12 protein-coding genes are annotated in these 13,800 nt (G+C 57.8%); 7 read left to right on the forward strand and 5 right to left on the reverse strand.

Annotation, left to right across the window (positions count from 1 at the left end; genetic code table 11):
* Positions 1-37: 37 nt before the first annotated feature.
* Positions 38-1,627 carry a multicopper oxidase CueO gene (gene cueO, locus AC1M2H_RS22695; RefSeq protein ID WP_480149146.1) on the reverse strand — a complete coding sequence of 530 codons (1,590 nt, stop codon included), beginning with the start codon at positions 1,625-1,627 and terminating at the stop codon, positions 38-40.
* Positions 1,628-1,771: 144 nt separating this feature from the next.
* Between cueO and AC1M2H_RS22700 the strand changes: the two genes are divergently transcribed.
* From AC1M2H_RS22700 to AC1M2H_RS22730, 7 genes are all read left to right on the forward strand, one after another.
* Positions 1,772-2,119 (forward strand): YacC family pilotin-like protein, encoded by a 348-nt coding sequence (locus AC1M2H_RS22700; RefSeq protein WP_072051901.1) that lies wholly within the window; start codon positions 1,772-1,774, stop codon positions 2,117-2,119.
* Between the two features lie 179 nt (positions 2,120-2,298).
* Positions 2,299-3,168 (forward strand): polyamine aminopropyltransferase, encoded by an 870-nt coding sequence (gene speE / locus AC1M2H_RS22705; protein WP_480149147.1) that lies wholly within the window; start codon positions 2,299-2,301, stop codon positions 3,166-3,168.
* A 14-nt stretch (positions 3,169-3,182) separates the two neighbouring features.
* A complete protein-coding gene (gene speD / locus AC1M2H_RS22710) occupies positions 3,183-3,992 on the forward strand; it encodes an adenosylmethionine decarboxylase (protein WP_480149148.1) in 810 nt (269 codons plus the stop codon).
* A 227-nt stretch (positions 3,993-4,219) separates the two neighbouring features.
* A complete protein-coding gene (locus AC1M2H_RS22715; protein ID WP_426813063.1) occupies positions 4,220-5,176 on the forward strand; it encodes a 2-keto-3-deoxygluconate permease in 957 nt (318 codons plus the stop codon).
* On the forward strand, positions 5,173-6,453 hold the full coding sequence (gene dtnK / locus AC1M2H_RS22720; RefSeq protein ID WP_480149149.1) for a D-threonate kinase: 1,281 nt from the start codon (positions 5,173-5,175) through the stop codon (positions 6,451-6,453). The genes AC1M2H_RS22715 and dtnK overlap by 4 nt, the downstream gene beginning before the upstream one ends.
* On the forward strand, positions 6,443-7,426 hold the full coding sequence (locus AC1M2H_RS22725; RefSeq protein WP_480149150.1) for a D-threonate 4-phosphate dehydrogenase: 984 nt from the start codon (positions 6,443-6,445) through the stop codon (positions 7,424-7,426). Before dtnK ends, AC1M2H_RS22725 begins: the two co-directional genes overlap by 11 nt.
* Positions 7,427-7,439: 13 nt before the next feature.
* Positions 7,440-8,198, forward strand: coding sequence for a DeoR/GlpR family DNA-binding transcription regulator (locus tag AC1M2H_RS22730; RefSeq protein ID WP_480149151.1), 759 nt, complete (start codon positions 7,440-7,442; stop codon positions 8,196-8,198).
* Positions 8,199-8,221: 23 nt separating this feature from the next.
* On the opposite strand, the gene yacL is transcribed toward AC1M2H_RS22730, so the two are convergent.
* The 4 genes from yacL to lpdA all read right to left on the reverse strand — a co-directional run bounded on the left by yacL (position 8,222) and on the right by lpdA (position 13,604).
* Positions 8,222-8,584: a protein YacL gene (yacL, locus tag AC1M2H_RS22735; protein WP_480149152.1), complete on the reverse strand. Its 363-nt coding sequence runs from the start codon at positions 8,582-8,584 to the stop codon at positions 8,222-8,224.
* Between the two features lie 184 nt (positions 8,585-8,768).
* On the reverse strand, positions 8,769-11,366 hold the full coding sequence (gene acnB / locus AC1M2H_RS22740; protein WP_480149153.1) for a bifunctional aconitate hydratase 2/2-methylisocitrate dehydratase: 2,598 nt from the start codon (positions 11,364-11,366) through the stop codon (positions 8,769-8,771).
* A gap of 366 nt (positions 11,367-11,732) precedes the next feature.
* A complete protein-coding gene (locus AC1M2H_RS22745; RefSeq protein WP_480149154.1) occupies positions 11,733-12,017 on the reverse strand; it encodes a hypothetical protein in 285 nt (94 codons plus the stop codon).
* A 162-nt stretch (positions 12,018-12,179) separates the two neighbouring features.
* Entirely contained in the window at positions 12,180-13,604 is a 1,425-nt protein-coding gene (gene lpdA / locus AC1M2H_RS22750) for a dihydrolipoyl dehydrogenase (protein WP_480152020.1), read from the reverse strand.
* Between the last annotated feature and the right edge of the window lie 196 nt (positions 13,605-13,800).

Consider the following 13,800-nt stretch of genomic DNA (forward strand, 5'->3'; position numbering starts at 1 on the left):
CCCGGTGAGAACCGGGCCTTTTCTTTTGCGAGACAGGCTAGACCGTAAAGCCGAGCATCATGCCGGTATCCTCATGCTCCAGCAGATGGCAGTGCGCCATATAGGCAAACTCCTTCGGCGCCTCGTGGTCAAACTTCACCAGCACCTCGCTGACGTCGCCATCGACCCGCACGGTATCTTTCCACCCCGTTCGATGCGCGGCGGGCGGCCGGCCGTTTTCCGACAGGATGCGGAACTGGGTACCGTGGATATGGAACGGGTGCAGCATCATGTCGCCTTTGCCGGAAATCACCCAGCGCTCATACTGCCCCTTCGCCGCGGCGAACATCGGCACGGCCATATCAAAAGCTTTGCCGTTGATACGGTTGGCATTGTGGAAGTCGAACCCGCCGCCGTGGTGCATCTGCCCCATATCCGCGTGGTTCATCTGGCCCATCTCGCCGTGGCTCATATTTCCCATGCTGCCGCCGTCCATCATGTTTCCGTGGTCCATACCTGATACCGCCGCGTCGCCGTACTTTTGCCTTAGCGCCTGCATGCCCATCATATCCAGCATCGGGTCCATCGACAGCTGCAGCGTGCGCTGGGTCAGGCCCGCCAGCGGCGGCAGCCCGGGCAGCGTCGCCAGCGTATCCGGCAGCTGGCCGGAAGCCTGAATCGCCAACGGCTGGATGCGCAGCACCGGCTGCGGCTTATCGAACGGCGCAATCGCCATGCCCATCTGGCTGACCGGCAGCGTGAGCAGATCGAAGGCTTTGCCGTCGCGAGCATCCACCAGCACTTCAAAGCGTTCCCCCATCAGTACCGGCAGTTCGCTCACTTTGACCGGCTCGGCAAGCAGCCCGCCGTCGCTGGCCACCACGTACATCGGCCGGCCGTCGCTGGTAGCGAAATTCAGCGATCGGGCGTTGCAGCCGTTAAGCAGACGTAGCCGCAGCCAGCCGCGCGGGGCGGCGTGCTCGGGATAGAGCGCCCCGTTGGTCAGCAGCGTATCGCCAAACCAGCCGACGGCGGCGCTCATGATATCCAGCTGGTAGTCAATTTCGCCGGCGGCGGTGAAGCGCTTATCCTGCACGATCACCGGCACATCATCGATTCCCCACTGTTTAGGCAGCAGCAGGCGCTCGCTCTCCTCATCGGAAATCAGCACCAGACCCGCCAGCCCCATCGCCACCTGACGTCCGGTTTTACCGTGCTGATGCGGATGGAACCAGCAGGTGGCGGCCCGCTGCGTCGGCGTGAAGCTCACGCTGCGGGAAGCCCCCGGCGCAATGACTCCCTGCGGCCCGCCGTCAACCTCGCCGGGAACCTCCAGCCCGTGCCAGTGCACGGTGGTCTCCTCGGCCAGGCGGTTATGAATATCCACGGTGACCGCCTCCCCTTGTTTGAGGCGCAGCGCAGGACCCAGCAGATTACCGTTATAGCCCCAGGTGGTCGCGCTATGGGGACCAAACTGCGTTTTCCCGGACTGGATGGTTAACGTGATGCGATTGCGCGCGTCGGCGGCGAGCAGGTCTGGTATCGGCAATGCCGGACGAGCGGCGGCAAACGCCGGGCGGCTCCAGAGCGGAAGCGCGCTGAATGCGCCAAGCGCGGCGGTTAATTTGATAAATTCACGACGTTGCATTTCACATCCTTTTATTCTGCTGGTGAACTTTTGAGCTTAAACCCTCCAGCAACGGGAAGGTCAAGCAGAAGAGTAAGAATAAAGCTCGGCGTCATGTAAAGAAGTATGCTAACTTTGTTCGTCCGTGATTCAATGGTAAACAAAATGAAGACGCTTTGCAGAACACTAGTGCTCGGCAGCCTGCTTGCACTATCCGCCAATAGCTACGCGTTAAGCGAGTCTGAAGCGGAAGATATGGCTGATTTAACAGCGGTATTTGTTTTTCTGAAAAACGACTGCGGTTACCAGAACCTGCCTAATACCCAGATCCGTCGCGCGCTGGTCTTCTTTGCTCAACAGAATCAATGGGACCTGAGCAACTACGACAGCTTTAATATGAAAGCGCTCGGCGAAGACAGCTACCGCGATCTCAGCGGCATCCAGATTTCGACCCCCAAGAAATGCAAAGCGCTGGCCCGCGATTCCCTAAGCCTGCTGGCTTACGTTAAATAACGTCGCTAAATAAGCTCGCCGGCAAAAGATATCCACCCGCTATCGCCCTCTATTTTCAGGCGTATTTGTCCGCGCCCGCATCGCTGACATATCCGCCGTGCATCCTCATCTATAGTTGGCTATGATGTTGCGCTCGTTTTTACGGGTGTAACAGATGTTAACAAAGGAGGAACCAGGCCGTGGCCGATAGCAACCTGTGGCATGAAACGCTGCACGACCATTTTGGTCAGTATTTTACCGTTGATAACGTGCTGTATCACGAGAAGACCGATCATCAGGATCTGATCATTTTTGAGAACGCCGCTTTTGGCCGCGTGATGGCGCTGGACGGCGTGGTGCAAACCACCGAGCGCGATGAGTTTATCTATCATGAAATGATGACCCACGTGCCGCTGCTGGCCCACGGACAGGCGAAGCACGTGCTGATTATCGGCGGCGGCGACGGCGCCATGCTGCGCGAAGTCTCCCGTCATCCCCATATCGAAACAATCACCATGGTTGAGATTGACGCGGGCGTGGTCTCCTTCTGCCGCCAGTATCTGCCAAACCACAACGCCGGCGCCTACGACGATCCGCGCTTTACGCTGGTTATCGACGACGGCGTCAATTTTGTTAACCAGACGACGCAAACGTTTGACGTCATCATCTCCGACTGCACCGACCCCATTGGTCCCGGCGAAAGCCTGTTCACCTCAGCGTTCTATGCCGGCTGTAAGCGCTGTCTGAACCCCGGCGGAATTTTCGTCGCCCAGAACGGCGTGAGCTTTCTGCAGCAGGATGAAGCCGTCGACAGCCACCGCAAGCTGAGCCACTATTTCAGCGACGTCAGCTTCTATCAGGCGGCGGTGCCCACCTATTACGGCGGCATCATGACCTTCGCCTGGGCGACGGATAACGACGCGCTGCGCCATCTTTCCGGCGAAATTATCCAGGCGCGTTTCCACAAAGCGAATCTGAAGTGCCGCTATTACAATCCGGCAATTCATACGGCGGCATTCGCCCTACCGCAATATCTGCTGGATGCGCTGTCCATCAGCGCTCTTAAGTAAGGGGGTGAACTAAATTGAAAAAACTGAAGCTGCACGGCTTTAACAACCTGACCAAGAGCCTGAGTTTTTGTATTTACGATATCTGCTACGCCAAAACGGCGGCAGAGCGCGACGGCTATATCGCCTATATCGATGAACTCTATAACGCCAACCGCCTGACCGAGATTTTGTCCGAGACGTGCTCGATAATCGGCGCCAACATCCTGAATATCGCGCGCCAGGATTATGAGCCGCAGGGTGCCAGCGTCACCATTCTGGTCAGTGAAGAACCGATTGACCCGCAGCTTATCGATCAAAGCGAACATCCGGGCCCGCTGCCGGAAACCGTCGTCGCCCATCTTGATAAAAGCCATATCTGCGTCCACACCTACCCGGAAAGCCATCCCGAGGGCGGGCTCTGCACCTTCCGCGCCGATATTGAAGTGTCAACCTGCGGCGTTATTTCGCCTCTGAAAGCGCTGAACTACCTTATTCACCAGCTGGAGTCCGATATCGTCACCATTGACTACCGCGTCCGCGGCTTTACGCGCGATATCAACGGTATGAAGCACTTTATCGATCACGAGATTAACTCAATACAGAACTTTATGTCCGACGACATCAAGGCGCTGTATGACATGGTGGACGTTAACGTGTATCAGGAAAATATCTTCCACAGCAAGATGCTGCTGAAGGAGTTCGACCTGAAGCACTACATGTTCCATACCCGACCGGAAGATTTAAGCGAGGAGGAGCGCAGGACGATTACCGATTTACTGTGGAAAGAGATGCGCGAAATCTATTACGGGCGCAATATTCCTTCCGTAGGGTTAAAGTACCTGTAAACCGTGCCGCGGGCCGCAATCTGCGGCCCGCCACATCCCTGCCTTACGCATATACTGTTCGTGAATTCCGCCCTGCGAACGCATCGCGAAATGAATAAAATAAATCAAAAAAGACTGATAGTGATTTAATTTGATCACTTCTTCGCTGAATATCGATCCAGATCTCATTTTTACTCCTGATTGATTAAATATAATCATTATGATTAAATAAAATCAAAGAGGGCAGAATGAAAATCAAAAGTACCATCGAAAAATTACCGGGGGGAATGATGCTGGTGCCGCTGATTCTGGCGGCGCTCCTCAACACCTTCGCTCCGAAAGTGCTGGAGATCGGCGGCTTCACCACCGCGCTGTTCAAACACGGCGCCCTGCCGCTGATCGGCGCCTTCCTGCTGTGCATGGGCGCGGGGATCAGTTTTAAAGCCGCGCCGCGCGCGTTGCTGCAGGGCACCACCATTACGGTAACCAAAGTGCTCACCGGGGTGATTATCGGCTTCGGCATCGACCATCTGTTCGGCGCCAACGGCCTGTTCGGGCTGAGCAGCCTGGCGGTGATCGTCGCCTTCAGCAACGCCAACGGCGGGCTATACGCCGCGCTGGTCGGCGAATACGGTAACGAACGCGATGTCGGTGCAATTTCAATCCTGTCGCTGGGCGACGGCCCGCTGTTCACAATGATCGCGCTCGGCGCGGCAGGGCTTGCCAACATCCCGCTAATGGCGCTATTGGCGGTACTGGTGCCGATTATTATCGGCATGATCCTCGGTAACCTTGACCCGCAAATGCGCGACTTCCTGACCCGCGGCGCGCCGGTGCTGATCCCCATATTCGCCTTCGCGCTGGGCGCCAACATTAACCTGGATATGCTGGTGAAAGGCGGCCTGGCCGGGATCTGCCTCGGCGTGTTGACCACGTTTGTCGGCGGGTTCTTTAACATCCGCGTCGATCGCCTGGTCGGCGGCAGCGGCATTGCGGGCGCAGCTGCTTCCAGCACCGCCGGGAACGCCGTCGCCACCCCGCTGGCAATCGCCCAGGTCGACCCCTCCTTCGCCACTATCGCGGAAGCCGCCACGCCGCTGATCGCCGCGTCGGTGATCACCACCGCGCTGCTGGCGCCCTTGCTGACCACCTGGGTTGCCAAACGCAACGCCGCGGCCAGCCAACAGACGGAAAAACAAGCATGAAAATGATCGTCATTGCGGATGATTTCACCGGGGCCAACGACACCGGAGTTCAGCTGGCCAAAAAAGGGGCGCGCACCGAAGTGGTGCTCAATACCGCCTCCCGGCACCAGCCGCGCAGCGACGTTCTGGTTATCAATACCGAAAGCCGCGCGCTACCCGCAGAAAAAGCCCGTCAGACGCTGAACGACATGCTGCAGCCCTGGTGCCGGGAAGGCGTCGCGCCGCCGCTGATTTATAAAAAGATCGACTCCACTTTTCGCGGCAACGTCGGGGCGGAAATCGACGCGGCCCTGCAGCTGAGCGGCGCGCGGCTGGCGATTGTCGCCGCCGCAATTCCCGCCGCCGGGCGCACCACGCTGAACGGCGAATGCCTGGTCTGGCAGGTGCCGCTGGTCGAAACCGAATTCGCCAGCGACCCCAAAACGCCGATTACCTCATCGCGCATTAAGACCGTGATTGGGCAGCAATCCGCCCGCGTCGTGCATGAAATCGGCCTCGACGTGATTCGCGGCGGACAGCTGATACCGCATCTGGCCGCCCTCGCCGCCTCGTCGGACACCGCGGGCATCGCGGTGCTGGACAGTGAAAGCGACGAAGACCTGCGCGCGATTGCCGACGCGGTCGCCGCGCTGCATTTCCCGTATTTACAGGTCGGCGCCGCCGGGCTGGCGAACGCGCTACCGGCTGGCCTGTATCTCGATCCGGTGAAAAGCTTGCCGGTACTGGTGGTCGCCGGTTCGATGAGCGAAGCCACCCGCCGCCAGATAATCCTCGCGGAGCAGGAGAAGCACCTCAGCATTATCGATATTGAGGTCGAGTCCCTGCTCGCCGCCGCGGACGGCCAGGTCATTCAGCCGCTGATAGCGCAGGCGGTGGCGATCCTCGATCGCGGCGAGCACTGCGTACTGCGTACCTGCCGCGACGAAGCGGCGCGCAGCCGCATCGACGCGCTGTGCCAGCGCTATCAGCTTACCCGCACGCAGCTGGGCGAAACTATCGGCAACTGGCTGGGGAAACTTACTCAGGAAATTATCGCGCGCACCCGCATTGGCGGCCTGTTTTTAACCGGCGGCGATATTGCGATTGCCATCGCCCGGGCGCTCGGCGCGCAGGGATACCGCATCAGCAGCGAAGTGACCCCCTGCGTGCCGTGCGGCACCTTCGTGAACAGCGATATCGACGATTTACCGGTGATCACCAAAGCGGGCGGTTTTGGCGACGACCGGACATTATGCAATGCATTGAATTTTATTGAGGAGATGTACAGTGGTAACTAAAGCGATTGCCGTTACGATGGGCGACCCCGCGGGGATCGGCCCGGAAATTATTCTGAAAGCCCTGGCGGAGGGAGAACTATCCGGCTGCCCGGCGGTGGTGGTCGGGTGTTTGCAAACCCTGCAGCGCATTCAGGCGCTGGGGATTACGCCGCGGGTTGAGCTGAAAGAAATCACCGCGGTGCAGGACGCCCATTTCACGCCGGGCGTGATTCACGTGGTGGATGTGCCGCTGGCCGACCCGCAGGCCCTACGTCCGGGCGAAATCCAGCCGGAAGCGGGCGACCTCGCCTACCGCTGCATTGCCCGCGCCTGCGAGCTGGCGCTGGCGGGCGACGTTCAGGCCATCGCTACCGCGCCGCTGAATAAAGAAGCGCTGCACGCGGCGGGCCATATCTATCCCGGCCACACCGAACTGCTGGCGAAACTGACCCACAGCCAGGATTACGCGATGGTGCTGTATACCGACAAGCTCAAAGTCATTCACGTTTCCACCCATATCGCGCTGCGTAAATTCCTCGACACCCTGAACCAGCCGCGTATCCGCACCGTGATTCGTCTGGCGGACAGCTTCCTTAAACGCGTGGGCTACGCGCATCCGCGTATCGCGGTGGCGGGAGTTAACCCGCACGCGGGCGAGCACGGCCTGTTCGGCGATGAAGAGATCACCACCGTCAGCCCGGCTATCGAGACGATGAAAGCCGAAGGCATTGACGTATACGGCCCCTGCCCGCCGGATACCGTTTTTCTCCAGGCCTGGGAAGGCAAATACGATATGGTGGTCGCCATGTACCACGATCAGGGACATAGCCCGCTGAAATTACTGGGCTTCTACGATGGCGTTAATATTACCGCCGGCCTGCCGTTTATTCGCACCTCCGCGGATCACGGTACGGCATTTGATATTGCGTGGACAGGCAAAGCTAAGTTTGAGAGCATGGCGATCTCCATTAAATTAGCCTTACAACTCGCGTAATACTATCGACACTATGAAGGGACAAGATCGTCTTGACCAGATTCTGGAGTATCTGAAAAGCCATAATCTGGTCACTGTGGAACAGTTAGTCGGCGCGATTGATGCGTCTCCCGCGACCATTCGCCGCGACCTGATCAAGCTGGATGAGCGCGGCGTGATTAATCGCAGCCACGGCGGCGTGGCGCTGAACCGTTTTATCCCCGCTCAGCCGACCACGACGGAGAAACAGCAGCGCAGCCTGAAGGAAAAACAGGCCATCGCGCAGCACGCCTTGTCCCTGATTCGCCCCGGCGACGCGGTGGTGCTGGACGCCGGCACCACCATGATGGAGCTGGCGCGGCAGCTCACGCATCTGCCGCTGAGGGTGATCACCGCGGATCTGCGCATCGCGTTATTTCTGTCGGAATTTAAGCAAATTGAAGTGACGATTATCGGCGGGCGCATCGATGACAGCAGCCAGTCCTGCATCGGCGAGCACGGCCGGCGACTGCTGCGCAATTTGTACCCGGATATCGCCTTCGTCAGCTGTAACAGCTGGAGTCTGGAACAGGGAATCACCACCCCGACGGAGGAGAAAGCCGGTCTCAAGCAGGATCTGCTGGCCAACGCCCGCCGCCGGGTGATGCTGGCCGACAGCAGCAAATATGGCGCCTGGTCGCTGTTCTGCGTCGCTCAGCTAAGCGACCTGAGCGACATGATTACCGATAGCGCATTGCCCGGCGCAATTCAGGCCCAGCTGCGCGAACTGCCCGCGCAGCTGCACCTGGTGTAAGGATTCAGGGGCGCGCCCGCGCCTCACTTATTTTGCAGGAAGTCGCGATAGGCCCGCACCACCAGCAGAAAATCTTCAACGCCGCAGAGGGAGAAGCTCTCTTCGTCGTAGTAGCTCATCCCTTCTTCAATTTCATCGCCGGTAATTTCCAGCTGGTTAGCGCGGATCATGACCTCCTCGCCGTCTAACCATAACGTGTATTCATGTCCGGCACGCTGCCAGGAGCGCTCGCTGCCTTTTACGGTCCGCACGGCCTGTTCCACTTCATCCAGCAGGGCGAGATTATCCTTCACCTCTTCATTAAACCAGTGCCCCACCACTTCGTGGCCCATTGCCATCCGCACCTTTACCACTCCGGTAATATCGCGCAGAAATTCGTAATCCATAGTCTCTTCCTCTGCAAGGGCAATGCGTCACGCTGCACTGTACCCATAGGGTAATTATCGCAGCAGCGGGGGAGAAAAAAAGCGCGGAGGATGAAGGATTGGAAATAAAAATGCCCGGCGCTGCAATGTTCACCGGGCACTGGCGAGTTTACAGGCAATTCGTCAGACGGACTGACGCGTCACCTTATACCGCGGTCTGGAAAATAACCCCATCCGCTTTTTCAGTGTACTGATCCAGCTGGTTGAAGTTCAGGTAGCGATAGGTATCCACCGCCGTCTGATCGACCTGCGCCACGAAGGTCTGGTACTCCTCCGGCGTCGGCAGCTTGCCGAGCAGCGAAGCCACGGCCGCCAGCTCTGCGGAAGCCAGGTAGACGTTCGCGCCGGTCCCCAGACGGTTCGGGAAGTTACGGGTTGAGGTGGAAACCACCGTCGCGCCGTCGGCTACGCGCGCCTGGTTGCCCATGCACAGGGAGCAGCCCGGGATTTCGATACGCGCGCCGCTCTTACCAAATACGCTGTAGTAGCCTTCTTCGGTCAGCTGAGCCGCATCCATACGGGTTGGCGGAGCCACCCACAGGCGGGTCGGCAGCTGGCCTTTGTGGCTATCCAGCAGCTTACCTGCGGCGCGGAAGTGGCCGATGTTGGTCATACAGGAACCGATAAAGACTTCGTCGATCTTCTCACCCTGAACGTCGGACAGCAGACGAGCGTCGTCCGGATCGTTCGGCGCGCAGAGGATCGGCTCTTTGATATCCGCCAGATCGATGTCGATAACCGCGGCATATTCCGCATCCGCATCGGCTTCGAGCAGCTGCGGATCCGCCAGCCATTTTTCCATCCCCTGAACGCGACGCTCCAGGGTGCGGCGATCGCCGTAACCTCCGGCAATCATCCACTTCAGCAGAACGATGTTGGAGTTCAGATACTCAACGATCGGCTCCTGGTTCAGCTTGATGGTACAGCCGGCCGCAGAGCGCTCGGCGGAGGCGTCGGTCAGCTCAAACGCCTGTTCAACCTTCAGATCCGGCAGACCTTCGATTTCCAGAATGCGGCCGGAGAAGATGTTTTTCTTACCTTTCTTCTCAACGGTCAGCAGGCCCTGCTTGATAGCGTACAGCGGGATGGCGTGAACCAGATCGCGCAGGGTGATCCCCGGCTGCATTTTCCCTTTGAAGCGCACCAGCACGGATTCCGGCATATCCAGCGGCATTACGCCGGTTGCCGCGGCAAACGCCACCAGACCAGAGCCCGCCGGGAAGGAGATACCGATCGGGAAACGGGTATGGGAGTCACCGCCGGTGCCGACGGTATCCGGCAGCAGCATGCGGTTCAGCCAGGAGTGGATAACGCCATCGCCCGGACGCAGCGAAACGCCGCCGCGGTTCATAATGAAGTCCGGCAGAGTATGGTGCGTGGTGACGTCAACCGGCTTCGGATAGGCCGCGGTATGGCAGAAGGACTGCATCACCAGGTCGGCGGAGAAGCCGAGGCACGCCAGGTCTTTCAGCTCATCGCGGGTCATCGGGCCGGTGGTATCCTGGGAGCCAACGGAGGTCATTTTCGGCTCGCAGTAGGCGCCAGGACGAATGCCGGCAACGCCGCAGGCGCGGCCAACCATTTTCTGCGCCAGCGAGAAGCCGCTGGTGCTTTCGGCAACGTCTTTCGCATGACGGAAAACGTCGCTGTGCGGCAGACCCAGGGCGTCGCGCGCGCGGGTAGTCAGGCCACGACCGATAATCAGCGGAATACGGCCACCGGCGCGGACTTCGTCGATCAGCACGTCGGTTTTCAGCTCAAAGCTTGCCAGCAGTTCGTTGGTTTCGTGGTTACGCACTTCGCCTTTGAACGGGTACACGTCGATAACGTCGCCCATATTCAGGTTATTGACGTCCACTTCAATCGGCAGTGCGCCCGCATCTTCCATGGTGTTAAAGAAGATTGGCGCAATTTTCCCGCCAAGACACAGGCCGCCGCCGCGCTTGTTCGGCACGTTCGGGATATCGTCGCCCATGAACCACAGTACGGAGTTGGTGGCGGATTTACGCGAAGAACCGGTGCCGACCACGTCGCCCACATACGCCAGCGGGAAGCCTTTTTTCTGCAGCGCTTCAATTTGCTTGATCGGGCCAACTGAACCCGGCTGATCCGGTTCGATGCCTTCACGGGCGTTTTTCAGCATCGCCAGGGCGTGCAGCGGAATATCCGGGCGGGACCAGGCGTCCGGCGCCGGGGAAAGGTCATCGGTGTTGGTTTCACCGGTAACTTTGAAAACGGTGACGGTGATTTTTTCCGCCAGCTGCGGGCGGCTCAGGAACCACTCGCCGTCGGCCCAGGATTGCATCACCTGCTTAGCGTGTTCGTTACCCGCTTTTGCTTTCTCTTCTACATCATAGAAGTTATCGAACATCAGCAGCGTATGGGACAGGGCTTTGGCGGCAATCGGAGCCAGTTTAGCATCGTCCAGCGCGTCAATCAGCGGATGAATGTTGTAGCCGCCCTGCATGGTGCCCAGCAGTTCAACGGCTTTTTCAGGGGTAACCAGTGGGGAGGTCGCTTCACCTTTGGTGATGGCGGCAAGGAATCCGGCTTTAACGTAGGCGGCTTCGTCGACGCCCGGCGGTACGCGGTTAATTAACAGGTCTAACAGGAATTCTTCTTCACCCGCTGGCGGGTTTTTCAGCAGTTCTACCAGCGCGGCCATTTGGGTAGCATCTAAGGGTTTGGCAACAATCCCAACGGCGGCACGCTCAGCTACGTGCTTACGGTATTCTTCTAGCACGACGGTTCTCCTCGCTCTCATTGTAAAATGCGGTAGGCGATTCTCTTCACGCTCCTGTGAGACAGCAGTTTGTAGGGTAAATGCCCGATACCGCGTCGGCAGCATAGCAGGATTTTGGGAAGGTGTTAATCTGTTTACAAAAAAGCAACATTAAAAATTAGCTGAATCGTTAAGGGCAGGATTTTGCAGCCTTTACACCGCTTTCCCGGTATATAAATTTCATACCGCCGTCGGGGACTGGGCAATATTTCGGCAAAATCGGCCGTCTCATCCCGTCGTGCGGCTGGCGCGCCCTTTCAGGGGAAAAGGCATAAAACATGCCCGGCGCCTCAGCCTGCGCCGGGCATCTGAGAGGCTGAAGCGATTTTAGCCCTGATGCGGCATCAGCTGCGGGTAGCCGCTAAATGCCGGCTTAGTGCTGCTCAATGCGGCTTCATCATCCTTGATGCTGCCCGAGTTCGCCGCCCAGACGCCTTCACTCGTTTTGCTGATCGCCTGGTGCTGCGTATTCAGGTTCTGCCCCATCGTGGCGATATGCGTATTTTCCGTGCCGCCGCTGTTGTCAGCCCACGGAATGGAAGGATCGGCGGCACAGGCCATAACGGATGCCAGCGTTGCCGCTAACAACGTCGTTGTTAAAAATAGTTTCATAACCCACCCCACTAATAATTAACCAGCTATAAGTTTACTTCGCAATTATTGTCAAAGTATCTATAACCTGTAGCAGGTTATGAATGCAGACACAGATCTAAACATCAGGCATAAAAAAAGCGGCTCACAGAGCCGCTTATGCTTTTTGTCGGAAAGAAAAAGTTACTTTTTCTTCGCTTTCGCGTTCGGCAGATCGGTGATGCTACCTTCGAAGACTTCCGCCGCCAGGCCAACGGACTCGTGCAGAGTCGGGTGCGCGTGGATAGTCAGAGCGATGTCTTCTGCGTCACAGCCCATTTCGATAGCCAGACCGATTTCACCCAGCAGCTCGCCGCCGTTGGTGCCGACAATCGCGCCGCCGATAACGCGGTGGCTCTCTTTGTCGAAGATCAGCTTGGTCATACCGTCTGCACAATCGGAAGCGATCGCACGGCCGGATGCCGCCCACGGGAAGGTGGCGGTTTCGTAGCTGATGCCTTTCTCTTTCGCTTCTTTCTCGGTCAGACCAACCCAGGCAACTTCCGGTTCGGTATAGGCGATAGACGGGATCACTTTCGGGTCGAAGTAGTGCTTCAGGCCAGAAATAACTTCTGCGGCAACGTGACCTTCGTGAACGCCTTTGTGCGCCAGCATCGGCTGACCGACGATATCGCCGATCGCGAAGATGTGCGGTACGTTGGTACGCAGCTGCTTATCAACGCGAATAAAGCCGCGGTCGTCAACTTCAACGCCGGCTTTGCCCGCATCGAGGTTTTTACCGTTCGGCACGCGGCCGATAGCTACCAGCACGGCGTCGTAACGCTGCGCTTCAGCCGGGGCTTTTTTGCCTTCCATCGAAACGTAGATGCCGTCTTCTTTTGCTTCAACGGCGGTCACTTTGGTTTCCAGCATCAGGTTGAACTTCTTGCTGATGCGTTTAGTGAAGACTTTCACCACGTCTTTATCGGCAGCCGGGATAACCTGGTCGAACATTTCAACCACGTCAATCTCTGAACCCAGCGCATGGTAAACGGTACCCATTTCCAGACCGATGATACCGCCACCCATAACCAGCAGGCGCTTCGGTACGGATTTCAGTTCGAGGGCGTCGGTGGAGTCCCACACGCGCGGATCTTCATGCGGAATGAACGGCAGTTCGATCGGACGGGAACCCGCCGCGATGATCGCGTTGTCGAAGTTGATCACGGTTTTGCCGTTTTCGCCTTCAACTTCCAGGGTGTTAGCCCCGGTAAATTTACCCAGACCGTTTACCACTTTAACTTTACGGCCTTTGGCCATGCCGGCCAGACCGCCGGTCAGCTGAGTGATAACTTTCTCTTTCCAGGTACGAATTTTGTCGATATCGGTTTTCGGCTCACCAAAAACAATACCGTGTTCGGCCAGCGCTTTTGCTTCTTCGATAACTTTAGCAACGTGCAGCAGCGCTTTAGAAGGGATACAGCCGACGTTCAGACAAACACCGCCCAGGGTGCTGTAACGTTCGACGATGACGGTTTCCAGACCTAAGTCAGCGCAACGGAAGGCAGCAGAATAACCTGCGGGACCAGCCCCAAGTACCACGACCTGAGTTTTGATTTCAGTACTCATCATGACCTCTGTAGTTAGTATCCGGCGGTCATACCCGTCGTCTTTCAGGCCGCAACTGCGTTAGCTTCACGCCTTCACCCCAGCCACTTACTTAAGTAAGCTGCTGGGGACTCTGGCGCTTGCTGCCTTGCTGCATCCAGAAATCCATAGGGTATGTATATTAATACCCTTATATCCACCGGGACGTTCTATCCGC

The sequence above is a fragment of the Klebsiella sp. F11 genome, from assembly GCF_056712265.1.